Source organism: Prosthecobacter sp. (assembly GCF_044226605.1).
Taxonomy (GTDB): Bacteria; Verrucomicrobiota; Verrucomicrobiia; order Verrucomicrobiales; family Verrucomicrobiaceae; genus Prosthecobacter.
In genome coordinates, this window is the sequence record NZ_JBGAGS010000022.1 from 99,622 (window position 1) to 121,644 (window position 22,023).

General features: G+C 59.1%; 18 protein-coding genes. 7 read left to right on the forward strand and 11 right to left on the reverse strand.

Annotated features, from left to right (window positions below; translation table 11 throughout):
* Positions 1–10: 10 nt before the first annotated feature.
* The 3 genes from ACILSO_RS25735 to ACILSO_RS25745 all read right to left on the reverse strand — a co-directional run bounded on the left by ACILSO_RS25735 (position 11) and on the right by ACILSO_RS25745 (position 4,686).
* Positions 11–1,243, reverse strand: coding sequence for a hypothetical protein (locus tag ACILSO_RS25735; RefSeq protein ID WP_395740347.1), 1,233 nt, complete (start codon positions 1,241–1,243; stop codon positions 11–13).
* A gap of 281 nt (positions 1,244–1,524) precedes the next feature.
* Complete coding sequence (locus ACILSO_RS25740) at positions 1,525–3,369, reverse strand: GreA/GreB family elongation factor (protein WP_395740348.1); 1,845 nt, start codon at positions 3,367–3,369, stop codon at positions 1,525–1,527.
* A 75-nt stretch (positions 3,370–3,444) separates the two neighbouring features.
* Entirely contained in the window at positions 3,445–4,686 is a 1,242-nt protein-coding gene (locus ACILSO_RS25745) for a class I SAM-dependent rRNA methyltransferase (RefSeq protein WP_395740349.1), read from the reverse strand.
* A gap of 218 nt (positions 4,687–4,904) precedes the next feature.
* Between ACILSO_RS25745 and ACILSO_RS25750 the strand changes: the two genes are divergently transcribed.
* A complete protein-coding gene (locus ACILSO_RS25750) occupies positions 4,905–7,091 on the forward strand; it encodes an AMP-binding protein (protein WP_395740350.1) in 2,187 nt (728 codons plus the stop codon).
* Positions 7,092–7,125: 34 nt separating this feature from the next.
* Here ACILSO_RS25750 and queA read toward each other — a convergent pair whose 3' ends face one another.
* Positions 7,126–8,106, reverse strand: a complete 981-nt coding sequence (gene queA / locus ACILSO_RS25755) for a tRNA preQ1(34) S-adenosylmethionine ribosyltransferase-isomerase QueA (protein ID WP_395740351.1) — start codon at positions 8,104–8,106, stop codon at positions 7,126–7,128.
* A gap of 138 nt (positions 8,107–8,244) precedes the next feature.
* Between queA and ACILSO_RS25760 the strand changes: the two genes are divergently transcribed.
* Together ACILSO_RS25760 and ACILSO_RS25765 are read left to right on the forward strand one after the other, a co-directional pair.
* Positions 8,245–9,372: a Gfo/Idh/MocA family protein gene (locus tag ACILSO_RS25760; RefSeq protein WP_395740352.1), complete on the forward strand. Its 1,128-nt coding sequence runs from the start codon at positions 8,245–8,247 to the stop codon at positions 9,370–9,372.
* A 104-nt stretch (positions 9,373–9,476) separates the two neighbouring features.
* The gene (locus ACILSO_RS25765) at positions 9,477–10,160 is read left to right on the forward strand and encodes an SDR family NAD(P)-dependent oxidoreductase (RefSeq protein WP_395740353.1); all 684 of its coding nucleotides are present in this window, start codon (positions 9,477–9,479) and stop codon (positions 10,158–10,160) included.
* 127 nt (positions 10,161–10,287) lie between these two features.
* On the opposite strand, the gene ACILSO_RS25770 is transcribed toward ACILSO_RS25765, so the two are convergent.
* On the reverse strand, positions 10,288–11,025 hold the full coding sequence (locus ACILSO_RS25770) for an RluA family pseudouridine synthase (protein WP_395740354.1): 738 nt from the start codon (positions 11,023–11,025) through the stop codon (positions 10,288–10,290).
* A complete protein-coding gene (locus ACILSO_RS25775; protein ID WP_395740355.1) occupies positions 11,022–11,729 on the reverse strand; it encodes a M15 family metallopeptidase in 708 nt (235 codons plus the stop codon). Before ACILSO_RS25775 ends, ACILSO_RS25770 begins: the two co-directional genes overlap by 4 nt.
* Before the next feature lie 63 nt (positions 11,730–11,792).
* Here ACILSO_RS25775 and ACILSO_RS25780 point away from each other — a divergent pair, with 63 nt between their 5' ends.
* Both ACILSO_RS25780 and ACILSO_RS25785 read left to right on the forward strand, forming a co-directional pair.
* The gene (locus ACILSO_RS25780; RefSeq protein ID WP_395740356.1) at positions 11,793–13,085 is read left to right on the forward strand and encodes a prepilin peptidase; all 1,293 of its coding nucleotides are present in this window, start codon (positions 11,793–11,795) and stop codon (positions 13,083–13,085) included.
* 33 nt (positions 13,086–13,118) lie between these two features.
* A complete protein-coding gene (locus ACILSO_RS25785) occupies positions 13,119–13,655 on the forward strand; it encodes a Uma2 family endonuclease (RefSeq protein ID WP_395740357.1) in 537 nt (178 codons plus the stop codon).
* Positions 13,656–13,714: 59 nt separating this feature from the next.
* Here the strand turns inward: ACILSO_RS25785 and ACILSO_RS25790 are convergent, their stop codons facing one another.
* The 5 genes from ACILSO_RS25790 to rsfS all read right to left on the reverse strand — a co-directional run bounded on the left by ACILSO_RS25790 (position 13,715) and on the right by rsfS (position 18,993).
* The gene (locus ACILSO_RS25790; RefSeq protein ID WP_395740358.1) at positions 13,715–13,927 is read right to left on the reverse strand and encodes a hypothetical protein; all 213 of its coding nucleotides are present in this window, start codon (positions 13,925–13,927) and stop codon (positions 13,715–13,717) included.
* Positions 13,928–13,944: 17 nt separating this feature from the next.
* Entirely contained in the window at positions 13,945–15,558 is a 1,614-nt protein-coding gene (locus ACILSO_RS25795; RefSeq protein ID WP_395740359.1) for a sulfatase, read from the reverse strand.
* A gap of 57 nt (positions 15,559–15,615) precedes the next feature.
* Complete coding sequence (locus tag ACILSO_RS25800) at positions 15,616–17,127, reverse strand: sugar ABC transporter ATP-binding protein (protein ID WP_395740360.1); 1,512 nt, start codon at positions 17,125–17,127, stop codon at positions 15,616–15,618.
* Positions 17,124–18,257 carry a sugar ABC transporter substrate-binding protein gene (locus ACILSO_RS25805; protein WP_395740361.1) on the reverse strand — a complete coding sequence of 378 codons (1,134 nt, stop codon included), beginning with the start codon at positions 18,255–18,257 and terminating at the stop codon, positions 17,124–17,126. The genes ACILSO_RS25800 and ACILSO_RS25805 overlap by 4 nt, the downstream gene beginning before the upstream one ends.
* 232 nt (positions 18,258–18,489) lie before the next feature.
* Positions 18,490–18,993, reverse strand: a complete 504-nt coding sequence (gene rsfS / locus ACILSO_RS25810) for a ribosome silencing factor (RefSeq protein WP_395740362.1) — start codon at positions 18,991–18,993, stop codon at positions 18,490–18,492.
* Positions 18,994–19,113: 120 nt separating this feature from the next.
* On the opposite strand from rsfS, the gene ACILSO_RS25815 reads away from it, so the two are divergent.
* On the forward strand, positions 19,114–20,448 hold the full coding sequence (locus ACILSO_RS25815) for a hypothetical protein (protein WP_395740363.1): 1,335 nt from the start codon (positions 19,114–19,116) through the stop codon (positions 20,446–20,448).
* Positions 20,445–22,010 (forward strand): sensor histidine kinase, encoded by a 1,566-nt coding sequence (locus tag ACILSO_RS25820; protein WP_395740364.1) that lies wholly within the window; start codon positions 20,445–20,447, stop codon positions 22,008–22,010. The genes ACILSO_RS25815 and ACILSO_RS25820 overlap by 4 nt, the downstream gene beginning before the upstream one ends.
* Positions 22,011–22,023: the final 13 nt, after the last annotated feature.

Below are 22,023 nucleotides of genomic sequence, written 5' to 3' on the forward strand. Positions count from 1 at the left end.
TCCGACGATCTCAGGGGGACTGCTGGCCCGCCTTTTTTTCGATGGCGATGTCCTTGCGTCGAAATCCCTGCACCCGGCCATTGCCTTTGTAGAGGTAGATTTTTTTGACGTCTTCGAGGCGCATGATCACCCAGGGGGAAAGGATGTTCCGGCCATTTTTGGTGTAGACAATGTTGTCCGCCAGATGCACGCAGGAATGGAAGGCGTCACCCGTGGTGTTGTCGAGAAAGAAGAGGACGTCGGCGAACTGATAAGGAGGCTCCACCGGGGTGAACTGTTCCAGCACCTGGCTGGTGGCCAGCCGTGCATCCAGCAGGTACTCATGCGGCTCGTAGTTGAAGAAATTCAGCGACGTCCAGTGACAGTCGGGCATGACGCCATGCTTGGCCATGTCCAGGCCAGGATAGGTGTAGAGCAGCTTGCGAGCTAAGGCGGGAAGAACGTGCACAATGCCCAGGTCATCCACGCCATCGAGTTCAATGACAGACCTGATCAGTGGCTCCAGATCCTTGCGGCGGATGCCGACTCCCAAGCTCCAGTATTTGATGATCTCATCTGCATTGGCCGATTTGTCGAGCATGAGGCGGATCATGAGATTCCGGGTGCGGGTGCAGGCCTTGAAGATCACCCGGGCCTCAGAATCAGACTGCGCGTAGTTCAGCAGCACCGGGATGTCACTGAAGGCAATGGCCTCGCCCCGCATGTAGCTGAGTCGTTTGATCTTGGCAATGAGTTCAGGCCGCAGTCTGCTGCCCTTGTACCACTCGTCGATCGTCGTGCCGATGATGAGCACGGGGTCGGCGTGGTATTCGTTTTCCGGGTGCTTCGAAAGCTCCGCGTAAATGATTGCGCGGGTTTCTGGCGTCATGCTTTCCAATTCCGCCAGCGGGGGGAGCAGATGCACGAACGCACCCTCTTTGACCAGGTGCTTCGAAGTAAGGAGGGTGTCGATCAGAGATTGTGACAGGCCTGCTCTGGCAAGGAACGCAGGCAGACCGGGAAGGTCTGAGGCTGGAAAGGTCCACCGAGGAATCGGGCTGGGCAGGGGAAATTCTTCGATGAGGCTGGCAGGGGCCTCCAGATAAACATAGGCACACTTCATCTTCCCCCATGGGCCGGGATGGGTCTCAAACACGGAAGGATTTTGAGCGCCGGGTGCCGGAGCCGTCCCCGACGAGTTCAGCAGTACACTGAAATTCTCACCACGAGCTGCCTGACCACGGGCCACATGAACGGGCATCATGGCTGACACCGCTGCGATCAGCAGGAATGAACCGACTCTATGAGCAATGGAGATATCCCTTCGAAGGCTTCTGGTGGTAAAGAAAGAGAGGACGGCTAAAGACATTTTTTTGACGCGTGCGTGAAAGCATAGACTGCTCACATTATCGAGGACGATCCCCAAGATTGGGGGGAGAGGATCGAGCAGTTGTACGTGCCGCAGTTTCAGGAAAAATCACGCTTTATCGTCAGGTACGGACATATACCTATATTCAATGGGACCTTTTACCATAAAACCGACGGTCAGGCCTTGAAAGGGCGGATCGCGACGACTTTCGCCCTGCGGCTGACGTGGTGGCTGTCGGTCGGGAGGTCCAGTTCTTCGCCAACTGCCTTGCCGATCAGCGCCTTGGCAGACTCTGAGAGGTAGCTGATGATGTTCTTGTCCAGATCGCCGTCCCAAGCGCCGAGAATGGTAAAGGTTTCCTTCTCGCCCGAAGGAACGTCTTCGAGATCCACAATCGTGCCAATGCCCACCTTGTCGGTGGGAACGTTGGCAAAATCGGTGCCACGGGCATTGCGGAGTTCTCGCTCCAGCTTGCCCTGCATGCGGAGAAGAACGGACTGCTGATCACGGGCGGCCTTGTAGCCACCGTTTTCCCGCAAGTCGCCTTCATCACGGGCGATCTGGATTTCGCGCTTGTTGTCCGGGATCTTGACGTTGATGAGGTCTTCAAGCTCCTGCTTTTTCTTCTCCAGGCTTTCCCAGGAAACGATGAGGGAATCATCCTTGTGGGTTGCTGCGGCGTTTTCGTCCATCATGGCCTCCATCTCAGGGCGCACCTTGATGATGCGGGCCATGAGGGAGCGGCGGGTGAGTTCGTCAAAGAGGGAGCCATTGATCAGGCGCTTGGCCAGCAGGCGCACGTCTTCATCTTCGGCCTCGGCCACCATTTCGCCGAGCAGCGTTTTGTCATCGGAAAGCAGATCCTGCAGTCGGCCGGTGCGTTTGGGGCCGCCTTCCATGTGATCGCTTTCAATGACGCCGAGAATGGCATGGCCGAGATCGATATCGAAGACGGACTCCGCCAGGCCTTTGCGCTCGCGCGCCATCCAGATCAGCAGATCCGCGGAGAGCATGCGGTTGCGCAGGGACTTTTTCAAAGCTTCCGCCAGCACGTCGAGCTCGTCGTTGGCGTCCAGCACGGTGGCGATTTCGGCCACGGCGCGACCACCCGTCTTCGTGAGGTGGTGCAGGATTTCTGGCACCCAGCCGCGGTTCGGGAAGGCTTCCGGAAATGCCCGGTAAATGCGGCCCAGCAGGCTGGCAGAGAGTCCTTTGATGGAATCTGCCAGCACTTCCTTGGTTTCCATGATGAGATCGGAGATCTTCATGGAGCCCATGGGCGCCGAGGCGTTCAGGCTTTCAATGAGTTCGTCACGGGCCAGAAGGAGCTGCAGGCACTCCTTGAGATTAAGCTTCACGCTTTTGCGGGCGGAATCTGAGATGTCCTGGAATACGGGGATCAGCTCGGACTTCGCGTCGGTGAAAAGGTCAATGTCCTTCTGAATGCTGGCCAGCGTGGCGAGCTTGCTCTTCAGATCGCGCGCGGCCAGGAAGGACTTCACCATCTGCGTGCCGGCGTTCTCCGCCTGGTCGCGCAGCACCAGCTTTTCCGTGCGCTTGGCGGGTACCACAATGTGGCGGTGGGTTTTGAGCGCGCGCTTGGCACCTTCCCACCACTTTTTGTAGTCAGCATCAGGAACGATGCGGCCTTTGAGCAGTTTTTCCAGATCGTCCAAATGCAGGGAATTGCCGCTGCTTTTGAGCGCCAGCTCCACCAGGGCCGGCGGATTCTTTGCGGCCATCTCCTTGAGGGAGTCGAGATCTCCCAGGCGGCGCGCCAGGAGATGATCCGGGGAAATGATTTCGAGAGAGCTGACGGCGAAGGCCAGCTTGAGCGGATGTCCTGGCTTGCCTTCGAAGTCGATCAGCACGCGATCTCCCAGCAAATCCCATTCGGCGATCTTGCCGACACCCCAGCTTTTGTGAAGAACGAAAGTTCCGGGTTCGAGTTTGGAAAGTTTTTCGCCGTCAGCGGCAGGGAGCTTGCCTGCGGCCACAATGTTTTGCACCTCTGGATTCATGGGACACGCAGAGTAAACAGTCGGGATGAGGTAGCAAAGGAAACCTGCGACGGAATCATGCTCTCTGGCCGGGATTTACCACGCCAGGCACCAAAGCACTTTCAGGTAGCGGCTTTCCGGACAATTGGACATCACCGGGTGGTCGGCCCCGGCACCCGTGCGGTCAAGGATCTGCAGCCGGCGCTTGTTGCGGTGCGCCGCGCGCATGACAATCTCCTCAAATTCAGCGACATCCAGCAAACCCGAGCAGGAGCAGGTGACGAACAGGCCGCCGCGGCGCAGCAGGCCCAGGGCCACGGCGTTCATGTCGTAGTACTTGTTGCGGCCCAGCTGCCCCTCCTCCGCATCGCGGGAAAACACTAGTTTCGGTGGATCCAGCACGATCGCGTCCCAGAGCGCTCCGTTTTGCTGCATCTGACGGCCCCAGGTGAAAGTGTCTGCATGCACCCAGTCGATGCGCACCTGATTTAAATCCGCATTCTTCTTCGCCTGGGCGATGGCTTTCTCATCGAGATCCACGGCCGTCACATCCTCACAACCGCCATGCACTCGGGCGTTGAGGGAGAAGCCGCCTGTGTAGCTGCAAAGGTCCAGCACGCGCCGTCCCCTCGCCAGCTGGCCGAATTTCTGCCGGTTGTCGCGCTGATCGCAGAAGAAACCGGTCTTGTGGCCGTCTTCGAAGCTTACCTGATAGCGCACCCCATTTTCCCGGATGCGCACGCTCCGGGGGGCGGGATCGTCCATTTCCGGCACATCCGCCCGGCGCATTCCCTCAATACGGGCGATGTCGGGATCGACCTCAATCAGGTGCTGTTTCGTGCCAAGTGCCGCATGCAGCTTTGGCAGCCAGCGGCGGAGGCGACGCCAGACTCCGAGAGTGGTCACCTCGATGGAGAGAACATCGGCGTAACGGTCCACGACCAGACCGCTGATGCCGTCCCCGTCCGAGGAGATCGCACGCCAGGCGTCGGTGGTTTCATTCAGGCGAAGGGTCTTCAGGCGCAGGTCCAGCGCTGCATCCAGGCGCGCGTCCAGGGAGTCTTCCGTGAGGACGTCATCGCCATGCTGGAGCACCCGCAGCGGCACGCGCGCATTGGCATTGTAGAAACCGCTGCCAAACAGCTGCCCTTCCTTGTCATAGACGTTCACCAGATCTCCCGGTCCCGCGTCTGGAGACACCGCGCGGAGCATGTTAGGGTAGACGGCTGGGTGGAACGAAAAATACTTCATCTGCGCCCATGGCCGCAGCCACCCCTCACTGCCGGGAGGCGGCGCAGCAGGAGAATCACGGCGAGGATAGCGCGGAGGAGGGGGCATGGGGCGGAAGTTGACGGTGGTTTGCAATGGTTGGCAATCGTTTGCAGTGGCTGGGCTGCCGCTGCGCTGTGGCCGGGGACTTCCTTCCACAGGCAACCACGGCAAACAACCGCAAACCATCGCCAACCACCGCAAACTCCCTTCAGGTCCCCTTTTCCCGCTGGCATGCGCGTCCCTCCCCGCTTACGTACGCCAAACCTGCATTCTGCCTCCACCCCATGGCCTCTGAAAAGCCCGTTACCCTCAAAGACCTCACGATCCTCGGCAAAGAGAATCTGCCCTCCGGCGGCGGATTCATGATCCTGCCCAGCCAGCTCGGTTACTTTGACCTTCTGCGCCTGGAACTCGTGCTGGGAGGGCGGGAGGTGGTTTACGTGGTGAAAAAAGGCGCGGCGCTGCATCCTCTTCTCCGCGCGCACCTGGAGCGCGAGCACGTTCATGCCTTGGAGTTTGCTCCCGGTGAGACGGAAGTCTCCGCCTATCGCAGTGCCATGACGGACGCCGCCAAAACTGGCTCCGTCATCATTTATCTTCCAGCAGAAGCGGCCACGATGGCCTCTCCCATGACCACCGTGCCGGGTACCAAGCTCGAATTTCTGCTCAAGGCCGAAATCCCAGTGCTGCCTCTGCATGTGCACCGCCGCCAGGACACTGCTCTGCCGATCGAACGGCGCTACAGCGATGCCGAAGCAATCTTCAATTTCGGCCGCCTGCTCCAGGGGACGGAAAACAATCTCGCCAGCTATCAGGAGGCCCTGCTGCTGCTCTCGGAGCAGAGCATCAGCGAGTGTGCCGCGCTCGAGCTCAGCCTTGGATATGCCTTGATCCAGGGCTTCAAAAAGCATGGCACCCGCAACAGCGTGGTGGATGGCAAAGACGAAAAGATCCTGCGCTTTGACAAAGTATTCGCCACGGCGCTGGCCCTTTCCCAGGTGGTGAAACGTGAGACCAAAAAGGCGCGTGTAGGCATCATTTTGCCCCCCGGTCTCGGCGGCCTCATCTGCAATGTGGCCGTCGTCCTCGCCGGAAAAATCCCGGTGAATCTCAACTTCACCGCAGGGCGCGCCGCCATCGACAGCGCCATTCGCCGTGGAGAGATCGACCGCTTCCTCACCGCGGACATCTTTGTGCGCAAGATGCAGAGCTTCCCGTGGCCGCCGAGCAAGCAGCTTATTCTCATCGAGCGCATCCTGCCCAAGATGAAAGTCTCCATCGCCAAGTGGCTGGTGCTCAGCAAGGTGCTGCCTGCTGCCATTCTGGCCGCACTGCTCGGCATTTCGAAAAAGGGCGGACGCAAGGAGGCCCTGCTGCTGTTTACGAGCGGCAGCTCGGGTGAACCCAAGGGGGTTGCACTCACGCATCGCAATCTTATTTCCAACGTCATGCAGTTTGGCAGCCGCCTCGGCATGCAGAGCAATGACAGCATCCTCGGCTGCCTGCCGCTTTTTCACAGCTTTGGCTGCACGGTCACGCTCTGGTTTCCCATCATCTACGGGCTGCACCTGGTGACGTATCCCTCGCCCATGGAAGTGAAGAAGCTCGCGCAGCTGATCGAGAAATATCGCATCACGCTCATGATCTCCACGCCCACCTTCCTGCGCAGCTATCTGCGCGGCGTGAACCGGGAGTCGCTGACTTCGATCAAGTACTGCGTCACCGGTGCGGAAAAACTCCCCAGCACCGTTGCGGACGCGTTTGAAGCCCGCTTCGGCAAACGGGTGCTGGAAGGCTATGGCCTCACCGAAACCTCTCCTGCTTCCAACTTGAACCTGCCCGACCCGGAGCCGCTCGGTGACGATGACAGCGGGCACAGCTGGCTGCCCAGCCACCGGCAGGGGTCCGTGGGGCACGTCGTTCCAGGGATGGCGGTGCGCATCACCAATCCCGAGACGGACAGCCCGGTTTCACTGCACCAAAGCGGCATGATCTGGTTCAAGGGGCCAAACGTGTTCGAAGGCTACCTCAATGATCCCAAACGCAGCGCCGAAGTGCTGAAAGACGGCTGGTTCCGCACCGGAGACATTGGTCGTGTGGACCTGGACGGTTTCCTTTACATCGAAGGGCGCCTCAGCCGCTTCTCCAAGATCGCCGGGGAAATGGTGCCGCATGAGACCGTTGAAGAAGCCCTGGTCAAAGCCATGGGACTCGAAAACGAAACCGTGCGCAAGATCGCCGTCGTCGGTGTCCCGGATGTGGACAAAGGCGAGGCCCTCATCCTCCTTACCAGCATGCCCGGCGGCCCCGAGCACCAGGAGATTTTGGACCTGCGCTACCGCCTGCTGGACAAAGGCATGCCGCCCCTGTGGATCCCAAAAAAGATGATCCGCGTCAGCGACATCCCCGTGCTCGCCTCCGGCAAGCTGGACGTGCAGAGCTGCGAGAAGATCGCGAAGGCCGGGACGTGAAGCAGCCCAGTTGCGCCGCAACGGAGCAACTTTTTCACACGATGAGCATGCAGTCCCCGTAGCTGAAGAACCGGTATTTTTCACGGATCGCCTCTGCATACGCTTCCAGAATCAACTCGCGGCCAGCCAGTGCGCTCACCAGCATGATGAGCGTGGACTTCGGCAGATGGAAATTGGTCAGCAGCCCACCAGCGACTTTAAACTCAAAGCCCGGGTGAATGAAAATGTCCGTGCTGCCCTGTGTGGCGATGACCTTGCCATGATCACGCGCTACCGTCTCCAGCGTGCGCAACGCTGTCGTCCCCACGGGGATCAGTCGCTTCGCCTTTTGAATCGCCTGTGCGGTCGCTTCTGACACCTCGTATATTTCCGAGTGCATCTTGTGCTCCGCGATGTTCTCCACCTTCACGGGTTGAAATGTCCCCACGCCGACATGCAGCGTCACGAATGCATGGGGCAGGGGATTCAGCACCTCCGGCGTGAAGTGCAGGCCCGCCGTCGGAGCAGCGATCGATCCTTCGCTTCGTGCAAACACTGTCTGATACCGCTCACGATCCGCCGGCTGATCATCGCGGCCCATGTAGTGCGGCAGCGCCAGATGGCCATGCTTGGACTCATCCACCACACGATCAAACTCGATGATGCGATCCCCATTGTCCTCCATGATCTCCACCACCGTGCCCGTAGCTTCGCCAATTTGGGCCGTATGACCCACCCGAAATTTCTTCCCCGGCTTCACCATGCAGCGCCAGCGTGTCGGTGAGAGGATCTGCAAGCGCAGCACTTCATGTCCTTTGTCGGTGAAGTAGCGTGCCGGTACCACCCGTGTGTCATTCAGCACCAGCATGTCCCCCGCCTCGTTAGAAATAAACTCTCCGACCTCCCGAAACATTCGGTGCTCAATCCGCCCTTCCTTCCGGTGCACCACCATCATGCGCGACGCCGACCTCTCCGCCAGCGGTTCACTGGCGATGAGTTCAGGCGGCAGATCGTAGTCGAAGTCGGAAGTCAGCATGGAGTGCTGATTCCCTAACTTGAAACTTCAAACCTGAAACCTGAAACTTTGCCATTCCCGTCCGATTTCCCCCAAACTTTGTCCTTCCCATTTCTCCGCATTCCCGCCTATAAAAGCCGCGTCATCCCACCAATCATCATGTCAGACAAGAAGCTCAACATCGCCGTCGTCGGCCTCGGTTTCGGGGCGGAATTCATCCCCATCTGGCAGCGCCATCCGCTGACCACCTGCTACGCCATCTGCCAGCGCGATGAGAAGAAGCTCAACACCATCGGTGATGCCTTCGATGTGGAAGTGCGCTACACCGACTTCAAGGCGATGCTGAAGGACCCGAACATCGACGCCGTGCACATCAACTCCCCCATTCCAGACCATGGCTGGATGAGCATCGAGGCGCTCAAAGCCGGCAAGCATGTCGCCTGCACCGTGCCGATGGCCACCAGCATCGAAGACTGCAAAAAGATCTGTGACCTCGTGAAGAAGACCGGCCTCAGCTACATGATGATGGAGACCGTGGTCTATGCCCGCGAATACCTCTTCATGAAGGATCAGCTCGACAAGGGCACGCTCGGCAAGCTGCAGTTCGTCCAGGCCTCCCACCAGCAGGACATGGACGGCTGGCCCAACTACTGGCCGGGCCTCCCGCCCATGTGGTACGCCACCCACTGCGTCGGCCCCGTCGCCGGTCTCATCGGCAAGCCTGCTGAATATGTGAGCTGCTTTGGCTCCGGCACGGTCCGCAAAGAACTGCAAAAGCACTACGGCTCCCCCTTTGCCGTCGAGACCGCGCACATCAAATTCAAAGGCACCGATGTGAACGCCCGCATCATCCGCAGCCTGTTTGACACCGCCCGCCAGTACCGTGAGAGCATCGACGTCTATGGCGACAAGGTCTCCATCGAGTGGCCGCTCATCGAGCACGAGCCTTTGGTGATGCACCGCGCCAAGCTGCCCGAACACAAGATTCCGAAGCTCGTGAAAGCGCCCGACTTTGCCAAACGCCTGCCCAAGCCCATCCAGCGGTTCACCACCAAGGGCGTTTATGATCTTGGCAAGAAGACACACCTCAGCTTTACCCAGGGCAGTGGCCACGGCGGCAGCCATCCTCACCTCGCCAACGAGTTCGCCAGCGCCCTCGCCGAGAAGCGCCAGCCCTTCCCGAACGCCGCTCAATCTGCCAACTGGACCTGCGTCGGCCTTTGCGCCCATCAGTCCGCCTTGGCCGGTGGCAAGATCGTGAAGCTGCCCGCATTCACGCTGGGCTGATCGACCAGAGTTTAGGATGAAAAAATGAGACGTAAAAAATTCAGACTCAGAATCTGGGAAAATCTTTTTACCCTCAATCTTTTTACCCTTTAATCTGGAGCTGAATGCCATCAGCAGCTCCCAATTTCTCCCCCACCGCCGTCATCACCGGCGGTGAAGGGGACTTGGCTCATGCCATCATCGCAGAACTCCAGAGCGCAGGCTTCACCGTCCTCGCTCCCGGGCGTGCTGACCTGGATGTCACTCGAGCCGATTCGGTGCGCACGTTCTTCGCTAACCTGCCGGGCCTCGATCTCCTCATCAACAACGCCGGCGTCTGCCACGACGTCTCCGTGACCGGGATGACCGAGGCCGATTTTGACCACGTCGTGGATGTGAATTTGAAAGGCGCCTTTCTCACCACCCAGGCCGCACTGAAGCAGATGTCCAGACAACGCCACGGCCACATCGTCAATATCGGCTCCTACTCCGCCCTCAGCGGACCTGCAGGGCAGGCCAACTATGCCGCTGCCAAGGCTGGACTCATCGGCTTCACCCAGAGCACCGCCAAAGAGTACGGCGCACGAAACATCCGCGCCAATGGCATCCTGCCCGGCTTTCTCGAAACCAAGATGACCCGCCATCTGCTGGGAGATCCCACCTGGCGTGAAAACCTGCTCAGCCAGCACGCTCTGGGCCGTCTCAACACTCCCCCCGACGTCGCCCGTTTCATCGCCTTCCTGCACAGCATGGAAAACATCAGCGGCCAGATCTTCCAGCTCGACAGCCGAGTGCGGCGCTGGAGCTAAGTACGACAGACACTCTTGTCTGTCGATCAGCGTTCTCGCAGCCCCCCAATGATCTCAGCTCAACCGACGCTCGCATTCGCCGGGCTCGGCAAAAGCGCTCGCGGAGGGCCCCATGCGTCCAACGCACTCACAAATCAAACTCTCCCGGCACCGGCGCATCCCAGTGACTCGGAAACCCTTCCAAATTCAGTTCCAGCCGGGATGAATGCAGCGCCTGCCGTGGCAGAATCAGCCTGTTCTCCAGCGCTTCCGTCCATCCCGTTTCAATAAACTCCAGGTAGCACCGGTCATCCCGGCCATACAGCTTATCTCCCACAATGGGCAGGCCGAGATGATGCAAATGCACTCGGATTTGATGCATGCGCCCCGTTTCCGGCTTTGCCTCAATCAACGCGAACTTTTCGCCCCCCCGTTCAAAGCGCCGCAGCGCTCGAAACGCCGTGCGGCACTCAGCGCCCTGAGGGTGCACGACCTGCTTCACCCAGATGTCATAGGCCTGTACATCCCGCGCATTCGCAATCGGCGCATCCAGCATCAGTTCGGCCCATTCCGGCCAGCCATGGACAAGGGCGGTGTAGGTCTTCTGAATCCTCCGCTCCTGCATGGCCATGCCAAATTGCCGTGCCAGTTCATGGTTCTTGGCGATGAGCACCACCCCGCTCGTCTCGCGGTCCAGGCGGTTGATGATGGAAACCTGCCCACCGTTCACGATTTCATACGACAGCAGATCGCAAACACGATGCCACAGCGTGGGCGGCCCCTTGGGATCGCCCGGATGGATTTGCAGCGGCGCAGGTTTGTTGACCACGATGTAGCCTTCCGCTTCGTCGATGACGGTGAAAGTGGCGTCGTTACGGATGCTCACGGCGTGGACATGGAGGGAAGGGCGAGCCTCCAGCCGTAAATGACCGGCTGGGGATCACGAACGTAGTCGGTGTCGTCAAAATGCCACCACTCGGACTCCAGCTGGGTGAAGCCCGCCAGCCGCATGGTCGCCTTGAGCAGTTGCAGATTGCGCTTCACCAGCGGGTCGCTGCCTTGGTAGTTGGGGCTGGCATGCGCCATGTCCTGGTCAAAGTAGGTGGGCATGCGCTGCTCATTTCCCTGGGCGTCGATGAGCGTCAGGTCCACGGCAATGCCGCCACAGTGGCGGCTCCAGCCGGTGTTGGGAGAAAGAAACATGCCGGTGGTGCTGGCGTGCTTGTGCAAGGTCTCCTGGGCCTCAGGCGGGCGGTAGGCGTCCCAGATCCGCAAGGCATACCCCTGCGGGCGGAGGAGATCCTGGGCTTTCCTGAGCTTGGCCGCCGTCTCAGAGCGCAGCAGGCAGGGCATGTTGGCCGGGTAGATGGGCTGGCCGGTCACGTTTTGAGAAGTGGCATAGCGCAGGTCGATCGAAATGCCTGGGATCACTTTGCGCACGTCCACCAGATTGTATTTTTTCGCCGCCTCCACAGGATCGCCTGATATCAGGCGGGTGCCGCCTGGAGTCTGAGGCGCGCAGGAAGTGCCGATCTGCAGGGCCGGGATGAGAAAAAGGAGGCGCAGGCGGTGCCAGGAATCTGAAGACATGCGGAGTTTTTTGCTTCCGTATTCACGCACGGCAGGCCAAGTTTGCAAATTCAGCCACCATTCATGCGCTATCAAATCCTCAACACCCTGCTGCACCTTCTGGCCTTCTACGTTGGAGCAGGCATCGGATCCTTTCTCAATGTGGTCATCTACCGCCTTCCCCTGGAAGGCAAATCGGTGAACAATCCCAAGCGCAGCTTCTGCCCCACTTGCGGGTACCAGATTCCCATGTGGCAAAACATTCCGCTGCTGAGCTGGCTGCTGCTGCGGGGCAAATGTGCGAACTGCAAGTCCAGGATTTCCATCCGCTACTTCCTGGTGGAGCTGCTCACGGGCGTCTTGTTCTACATGATCTTTTTGAAAGTCAGCGGGGACTACGCCATGGGCGGCGATCCCTGGCCGAAAATCAAAGAGTGGGGGCCTCATGTGCTCTGCCTCTGGATCTTCGTCAGCCTGCTGATCTCCGGCACATTCATTGACATCGACCACTTTATCCTGCCGCATTCCATCACCATTGGCGGAGCCGGCGTGGGGCTTTTGGCTTCCTTCTGGGTCCCTGCGTTGGTGGGGGAAACCGAACATTTGCGTGGCTTCCTGATCTCCCTGGCCAGCGCCGCGCTCGGCCTCGGCCTGCTTTGGATCATCGTGGAACTGGGTAAGCTGGCCTTTGGCAAGGTCCACCACCGGCAGAAGCCCGGTTACTTAAAGTCAGCCTCCCCGTCCATCTGCTGGCTGGTGGGCAAATTCATGGGCTGCGAGTGGCTGGACAAGTCCGTCAAGTGGAGTGTCGATCAAGTGAAGGACGACGAGCCGCCCGTGGTGTCCTTCGCCAATAAAAAAATGGAGTGGGGTGACATCTACGGGCGTGAGAGCGATCGCATGGTCATCACCTGTGACGAACTGCAGGTAAACGACCGCAGCTGGAAGAACGTCACAGCGGAAATGTGGCATGACAAACTCCGGGTGAATTCAAACGACAGCAGTGAGGAATTTCAGTTGGAAGGGGTCACCACCCTTCACGGCATCGTCTCCGAAGTGGTCATACCCCGCGAAGCCATGGGCTTTGGCGACGTGCTGTTTCTGATGATGATCGGCTCCTTCTGCGGATGGCAGTCGGTGCTTTTCACCATCTTTGCCGCCTCCATGATCGGCACCCTGTTTGCCATGGTGCCACGCCTGCTGGGCAAAGCCGAATGGAGCGCCAAGATCCCCTTCGGTCCCTACCTGGCCCTCGGCGCGACGATCTGGGTCTTCTGCGGCCCGCAGATCGTCGAGTGGTATGTGAGCAAAACGATGTGGCGGCAAAGTCAGCACAGCCACACGCTGGACGTTTCCTCCGCCGAAGTTTCGGGTTGAAGGCACACCCGCGATCTCCTGCCAACCATCGTCATGGCGGTACTTTGGATCCCCAGCATCAGGAATGCGACTGCGTTCCATCTGGAGCGCTGGCGAAAAGTGTGCGCCGATCCTAGCCTGCAACGCCTGCCGGACCGCATCGAAACCAACCGCTACGGACACGTCGTCATGATGCTGCCTCCTGGATTTTCACATACGACGCGTCAATCGGCGACCTTTGCTTATTTGCTGACAGCAATGCCTTCGGGAGCGAGCGTCGAAGTAGCTGTTCTTACCGAAGACGGCATTAAAGGTATTGATGTAGCTTGGATCTCAGAGAACCGCGTGAAGCGTGGATTGAAGGACGATGTGCTGACAATCGCGCCAGAGATTTGTGTCGAAGTCGTATCGCCCGGGAACACTCGGCAGGAGATGGAGAACAAGCGCCAACTTTGCTTCGCGGCAGGAGCCGAAGAGGTGTGGTTCTGCGACCAAAAAGGAGCGCTACACCTCTTCCTCAAAGGCAGCGAGGCAATGGTGGCGAAGGCGTCAATGCTATGCCCGTCGATGCCGAAGCGGGTGAAGGTGTAGTTTGAGGTCGCAGGGAAAGAGGGAGCGTGGACTTTAGTCCGCAGAATATTGTCTATCGATCACACTCCCTCAGGTTCCAGCGCCAGATGCAAACCTTCCAATTGCTCCAAGGAAACCTTTTTCCCAGAGTCCATTCGCCTCATACGTTCGCTTAAACTCAGACGATAAGCGGCATCCTTGGCATGTGAAAGGTGCTCAAGGTATGCCGCCGCAAAAAAGCGGTCCTCATCCGACATGGCATCGATTTGATGTTTGGTCTCAGTCGGTGTCATGAGTCGTGAGGGTTGGTTTACTCCGCCTTCTTCTTCCCGCCGCCCTTTCCTTTGCCTTTACCTTTTCCATTTCCCTGGCCCGGGGTCTGGTTCTGCGGTTGCGTCGGCGGATTCTTTTCTCCGTCGAAGGCCTTGTTCCCGTGCGTGAAGCGCGGCGGTGGCATCGTCTCCTTCACCTCCGCCTGCAGGCGCAGAATTTCGGCTTTCAGTTCCTTCACGGTGTCGGCATACGCCGGATCATTGTAGTAGCTCTTCACCTCCAGCGGGTCTTTCTCACGGTCCATCAGTTCCCAGTCGTCCAGGTCAGGCGTGTAGTAATGGATGAGCTTGTAGCGGTCCGTGATCACCCCGTAGTGCGGCCGCACATGGTGTGGCACCGGGTATTCGTAATAGTGATAATACAGGGACTTGCGCCAGTCCGCCGGGTCCTCGCCTTTGAAAATCGGCACCAGGCTGCGGCCATGCACATCAGCCAGATTTGGGCACTGCGCGATGTCCAGGAAGGTGCTGGCGAAATCGATCAGGCTCACGATCTTGCTGCTCGTGCTGCCGGGCTTGATCACCCCAGGCCAGCGCACGAGGAAAGGGGTGCGCAGCGATTCCTCAAAGATCCAGCGTTTGTCAAACCAGCCGTGTTCGCCCAGATAAAAGCCCTGGTCGCTGCTCAGCATCACCACCGTGTTTTCTGTGAGACCTTCCTTGTCCAGATAGTCCAGCACACGGCCAACGTTGTCGTCCACCGCCTTCACACAGGCCAGATAGTCGTGCATGTAGCGCTGATAGCGCCATTTGACGAGATCACGTCCTGCAGGCGCAGCTTCGCGATACTTGGCATTGCGAGGTTCATAGTAGGCATTCCAGGCCTTCTTCTGCTCGGCGTTCAGGTTGCCCGGGACCACCAGCTTCGTGTCGCGGTCCGTCATCGTGCGGTCGATTCCCATGTCATGGTCGCTCACCGCTTTGCTGCGGCCGGAGTAGCTGTCGAAAAGCGTCTCCGGTTCTTCATACACACGGTCCTTGTCAAAGCCCAGATAGCGTACCGGAGGTTCCCACTCGCGGTGCGGAGCCTTGTGCTGACACATCATCATGAAGGGCTTCGTCTTGTCACGGGTCTTCAGCCAGTCCAGCGTCAGGTCGCCAATGATGTCGGTCACGTAGCCCTCATGCTTCACGTTCTTGCCGTTGTCGATCATCGGCGGATTGTAGTACGCGCCCTGGCCGGGAAGCACATGCCAGTAGTCATAGCCCACGGGGTCGGTCATGAGGTGCCATTTGCCGATCATCGCCATCTGATAGCCCTTCTCATGCATCACCTTCGGGAAGGTGGGCTGGGTGCTGTCGAACTTGCTGTTGCTGTTGTTGTAAAAGCCGTTCGCGTGCGAGTATTTGCCCGTCTGGATCACCGCACGGCTCGGACCGCAGATCGAGTTCGTCACCAGGCAGCGGTCGAAACGCATGCCCTCTTTGGCGATGCGGTCCATGTTCGGCGTGTCGAGCAGCTTGCGGTGATCGCCATAGCAGCTCATGGCCTGGTAGGCCAGGTCATCACAAAAGATGAAAACGATGTTGGGAGGCTGTGCGGCACTGGCTGCAGCCGCGAGCAGGAGTGAGGCAAAAAGAGAGCGAATCATGAGTGGTTGGAAATGCTGTACTTCGAACGCGCAAAAGCGCAGCGCTTTTCAAAAGATTCAGCCCGCATGCCCCATGGCCGCGGCCAGGAGTTTTTCCTGCGTGGCCTCGTTGCGCGAGAAGAAGCCGCCCACGCGTCCCGCGTTGAGCATCAAAATCCGGTCGCTCATGCCGATGAGCTCCGGCAGCTCGCTCGAAACCAGGATCACTGCTTTGCCCGCCGCCGTGAGCTGATTGATGATCTCGTAAATCTCCAGCTTGGCTCCCACATCGATGCCACGTGTGGGTTCATCCAGCATGATGACCGAAGGTTCTGTGAGCAACGCTTTGCCCAGCACCACCTTCTGCTGGTTGCCGCCGGAGAGCTTGCCTACCACAGCCTCCAGCCCGGTGGCCTTCACGCGCAGCGAATCGAAGATGCCCTGATTGCGCCGGATCTCCGCATTGCGCTGGATGAATCCTCCACGGGTGATGCTGGCCAGCGATGAGAGCGATAGATTGAAACCGATCTCTTGTTCCAAATGCAGGCCATAGCGCCGACGGTCCTCGGAGGCCAGCACAAGCCCGCGCCGGATGATCGTCTCCGGCGTGAGACCATTGAGCGGCTGCCCCCGCAGTTCCATCCTTCCCGAAACACCGCGTCCCCAGGCTCCGAACAGATGCATGAGCAATTCCGTGCGCCCCGCACCCATCAGGCCGCCGATGCCCAGAACTTCACCGGCACGCAGTTCAAAGCTGATGTCGTGCAGCCTCGCTGCACCCGTCTCGGCATCCGCCACCGCCAGGGAATCGACCCGAAGAATGACTTCGCCTGGATGTGTGGAGCGGCGTGGGAAAAGATCGCCAATCTCACGCCCCACCATCTGGCGAATGACTTCCGCCTTGTTGGTTTCAGCAGCCTTGGTCGTGCAAACCGTCGTGCCATCGCGCAGCACCGTGATGCGGTCTGAAACCCCAAACACTTCATCCAGCTTGTGTGAAATGTAGATGCATCCGATACCTCGGCTGCGGAGATCACGCAAAATCTCCAGCAGGATCAGCACCTCATGCTCGGCCAACGCCGCCGTGGGTTCATCCAGAATGAGAATCTTGGAATCCTTGGCCAGCGCCTTGATGATTTCCACCAGTTGCTTTTGTCCCACCCCCAGCGTGCGCACCGGCGCCCCTGGATCCAGATTCACCTTGAACCGGTTCAGCAAGGCCTGCGCCTCACGGTACATCCGCGGCCAGTCGATAAACATTCCCCAGCGCAGCGGCTCACGACCGAGAAAAATGTTCTCCGCCACCGTCATCTCCTCCACCAGCGCCAGTTCCTGGTAAATCACAGCGATGCCCGCCTTCTCCGCGTCTTTGATGGTGAAAAATCTTGCCTCCTCGCCGCTTACCTCAAACCTGCCCTCGTAACTGCCGTGGGGATGAATTCCGGAGAGCAGCTTGATCAGCGTGCTTTTGCCCGCGCCATTTTCGCCGCATAGCGCGTGGATTTCGCCGGCTTGCAAATCAAAGGACACGTCCTTCAGTGCTGTGACACCGGGAAAGCGTTTGGTGATGTTTTGTGCGCGAAGGATCATTGCTGGGTGGATGGGAAGACCTCTGCCTCTTTACGAAAACCGTCCTTCACGACAGTCTCTCTCAAGTTTTCCTTGGTCACTGCCACAATGTCCAGGAGAACGGAGGGCACATCCACCTGGCCGTTTGAAATCGCGTCCCGCGCCACCAGCGGTTTTCTTTGTGCGAGTTTCAAGGCAAGCTCTGCCGCCTTGGTGGCGATGCTTTGGATCGGCTTGTACACCGTCATGGCCTGCGTGCCTTGAGCAATGCGCTGGCACGCGGCCAGGTCGGCATCCTGTCCGGTGACGATGACCTTGCCCGCGAGTCCTTCTTCCGTCAGCGCCTGGATGGCACCTCCCGCCGTGCCGTCATTGCTGGCCAGAATCGCATCAAAGTTCGGACCGTTTTTGGTGATGGCGGCATTGGTGATCTTCTTGGCGCTCTCCGGCTTCCAGTCCTCCGCCCAGTCTTCAAACAGAACCTCCACTTTGCCTGCGGCGATCAGCGGCTGTAGGATGTTGTCCTGCCCTTGCTTGAAAAGCTTGGCGTTGTTGTCCGTCTTCGCTCCGTAGATGCGGACGAGCCTCAGCTTGCCGCCTGCGGGAATGCGATCCGCGAGAAATTTCGCCTGCAGTTCGCCCACCTTCACATTGTCAAAAGTCAGGTAAAGGTCGAGGTCACACCCGGTGATCAGCCTGTCGTAGGAAAGCACCGGAATTCCGGCTTCGTGGGCCAGATTCACCGCCTTGGCCATCGCCGCGCCATCATGGGGAATGATCACCAGTGCGTCCACTTTCTGCGTGATCAGGCTTTCCACGTTTTGCAGCTGAATGACGTCGTTGCTGTTGGCGGACTGCACTTTCACCTCCGCGCCTGCAGCCTGCACCTTGGCCGTGAAAAGATCACGATCCCCCTGCCAGCGTTCCTCCTTGAGCGTGTCCATCGAGAGGCCAATGACCAGCCGGTTGCTTTTCGCAGGCGGCTCCTGGATTGCGGTCTCCGGATCTTTTTGGCCGCGAACCTGCTTGATCACTTCCGTGGCCACTCGCATCCGTGCTTCAGCATCATTGGCCCCACCACGTGCGATCACGAGGCCGGTGACCACGCTGAGGGCGCAGGAAACGAGAACAAGCAGGATGCGGGCAGACATGCATGCTGTTTTAGCGAATCCGACCTCGTAGTGCAAGCGTCCCGCTTGCCTCTGAAGTACGATGGGCACTCCTGCCCGTCGATCAGCGCTGTCTTTTAACACATGGACTCACGCTTTACCCCACAACGGATACTTGGGGAAGCGTCATGCCGTTGCCGCTCCCTCATCGTGGGTTATTTCGGGAGTCATGCTCCCCGCCGGCGCGCTTGCCGACGGGCAGGTGCTTTAAAAGCTACTTCTTCTTCGCTGCCTTCTTCGCGGGTGCTTTCTTTGCAGCCGTTTTCTTCACCGCAGCTTTCTTGGCAGCCACCTTCTTCACCGCAGCTTTCTTGGCAGCCACCTTCTTCACCGCCTTCGGCTTTAGCTCTTCAGGTGGTGGCGCAGGCGCTGCAATGTTCAGCTCCATTTCAGGTGCATCTCCCCACAGTTCTTCCAAGGCATAAAATTCGCGCTTTTCCGGGGTCAGGATGTGCACCATGACACTGCCATAGACGAGGATGATCCACTGGCTCTCGAAATTGCCATCTTTAACAGTCGGCGGCATCTTGTGCTCTTCCTTCATCCGCTCCACTATTTCATCTCGCACGGCGCGCAGCTGCGGCGTGGACATGGCGGTGACGAGCACGAAGTAGTCCGAGATGGGGGAGAGACCGCGCAGGTCCAGAATGCGGATGTTCTCCGCTTTTTTGTCATCGGCGTAAAGGGCGCAGGCGCGTGCTATTTCGAGGTCTTCCATGGTTGTTTTGTAACGGACTGGCAGTCATAAGCACGGATTTCGGCCTTTTGACAGAACTTTTACACTGCCATCATGCAGCGTTGACGCAAGCTCCCACCCATGCGCCACTCTCCTGGCACCATGAAACTCCACCTCTACCTGCTCCTTCTTGCCAGCGCCAGCCTGCTCACTGCTCAAGACAAACCCAAAGACCCCTTCGTCAAAGACAAGCAGACCGCTGCAGCACCCGCCGTGCCGGAGGACAGGCCCCGAAACATCCAGTGCCTGCTCGAAACCTTCACGCTGCCCCAAGCCGACTACGCAGCCCTGCTCGATGCCCCCGAGGGCCGAGACAAGCTCTATCAGAAGGCGCTGGAGGCCGTGAAATCCGGCAGCGCCAGGCTCGACGGCTGCCATTGGGTCACAGGCAAGAGCGGTATGCGCACCATCCTCGAAAGTGTGGATGAACTGATCCATCCCACGGAATGGACCCCCGCTGATCTCAAAGGGTTCCAATATCCCACCGCCTTGGAGATGCGTCCGCTGGGGGATCGATTCGAATACGAGACCGTTTTGAACAGCGACAACGGCACCATCGATGTCACCTATGATTTCTCACGGGATCAGCTCCAGGGGCTGCGTGTGGTCAAGGCAGACACCACCCTCATGGGAGTGCCTGTGGCGAATTTCTTTTCTCGCAAGCGCACCTCCTCCAGCCGCTTCATTCCCGGTTCTCCCACGCTTCTGGCCACCCTCAACAGTCCTGAGCCAGGCCTCACCACCCTGCTGTTCGCCACCGCCCAGGTCGTCCCTCTCCCCGCCCCCAAGGCACCTGCAGCCGTGACGGAAGGCAACGTGATGCTCACTGCCCGTGTGATCTCTCTCGATCGCGCCAAAGGCTGGGAACTTCTCAAAAAGCACGGCACGCAAGGGGCCGCATGCATGGCGGAATTGAAACCCATGCTCGCATCCAAAGCCGCCGCTCTCGAGCACATTGCGACGATCAATGTGAAGCCGGCGGTGCGTGCCTCGCATGAATCGGGTGTCCTTTACACCTACGGCACCTCGTTCTCCCCGCCTACCGAAGCGGTCGCTGCTCAGCCTGCCAAGGATCCGAAAGAGCAGGTGCAGCCGCAGATACCCGCGGCGCTGGCTGGAACCACCGCCTTTGAAAATCGTTCCCTCGGCTTTCGTCTGGAGGTGGAGGCGGTCATCGGTCCGGATGGTGCGACTGCCGATCTCACCCTCGTCCCTGAATTCGTCACCATGTCGGGCAACCTTAAGGGCGAAAATTGGAATGAGCACTACCCAGAGATCCCCGTGTTTTCCTGCCAGAGGGTCAACACCTCCTACGCGCAGCTCGTCGGCACCACCCATTTGATCAGCACCCTCAATCCACCGGGTGAAACCGGCGCCCTCGGCCACAAAGACACCGGCCGCATGTGGCTCCTGTTCATGGATGTGAACCTGGAATGAAAACGGACGCGCACGAAAGCTCCCCAGTATCGAGCGCGGGCATGGTGCTTGGCATGATGCTCGCGCTCGCCGTCTGCATCGCTGCAGGCGGCGTGCTGGTGTCCAGGCGCGAAGTGGAAGTGCGGCGTGAGCGCGACCGCCAGACGCAGCAGGCGCTGGGAGGCGAATTGCAGGCCGAGGCGCGCAAGTTGGAGGATCTCTATCAGGCGCACCTTCAAACCACGGGCGAGCTGCTCACCCACAGCTGGAGCGATCTCGAAACCGCGAGGCGACAGGCTCAAAACATCGAGGGCATACAGCACATCGCCTGGCTGTTTTGGAAAAGCGCCAGTCCGGAAACGCAGCTGAATCTCCTCCCTGCGACGACTCCGCCGCTGCCCGAGCCGACGCTCGAAAAAGAGCCGCGCGGCATCCCTCGCCCACGCGTGCTGCTGGATCCCAAACGGCTGTTTCGCGATGCTGGCGGCCGGACTTCCGGCTGGATCGATGAGCCCGGAAAACCGCTGATGTTTTATGTGCAGACGCTCGGAACCGCAGTGGTCATGTTGATCAACCGGGAAGCGGTCGGCACTGCCATGACGGGCCATTTCCACACCTGGCTGGAAGAAGGCTTTCGCTCCGTGGCAAAACTGGGCGGCCCAGACGCCGTGCAGGATTCTCAGGGCAAAATCCTGCGCTCAATCGGCGTTTTGCCTTCACGTCAGCCCGATGTGCTGTCACCGGTCAGCTCACGCTTTGGCAACTGGCAGGTAGTCTCGTGGGATGAGCGAGACGTGGAAACGACTTATCACCTGCCCACTCTTGCCGGCTCACTTGCCCTGGCCGTACTCGTGGCAGGCTGTGGCATCTGGATGAGCGCCCAGCAGCGTCGCGCCGCTCTCCTCGCGGCACAGCGGGTTTCGTTTGTGAACCGCGTTTCCCATGAGCTGCGCACCCCCATGACAAACATCCTCCTCAATCTGGATGTGATTGAAGACTCCGTTCCGGACGCCTCAGTTGGCCGCTTTTCTCTCGTGCGTGAAGAAGCCGGGCGTCTCAGCCGCCTCATCGAGAACGTGCTCACCTTCTCCCGGCGGGAGGAAGGCCGCCTGAAACTCAACAATTCCCCATGCAGTCCTGCCGCCATTGCGGACGGCACCGCGCGGCAGTTTGAGGCCGCCCTTCGGCGTCGTGACATTCCTCTCACCCGTACTCACGAAGGCGAAAGGCCCGAAGCTTTGCTGGATGCCGACGCCCTGGCGCAGATCATTGCAAATCTCCTCTCGAATGTGGAGAAATACGCCCCTCACGCTGCAGCCACTCTGCACACACGGCAGACCGCTAATGAATTCACCCTTACTGTGACCGATGGCGGCCCTGGCATTTCTGTTGGCGAAGCCGAGCGTGTTTTTGAACCCTTTTATCGCATCGATGATCGCGTCAAAGCCGGTGTCAGCGGCGCTGGCCTTGGGCTTGCCATTGCGCGAGATCTCGCTGAGCGCATGGGGGGCACGTTAAAGCTCATTCCGAGTGAGAAAGGTGCGTGCTTCGAGCTCCATCTTGACCTCCTGACCACTTCCTGACTTCTTCATTTCT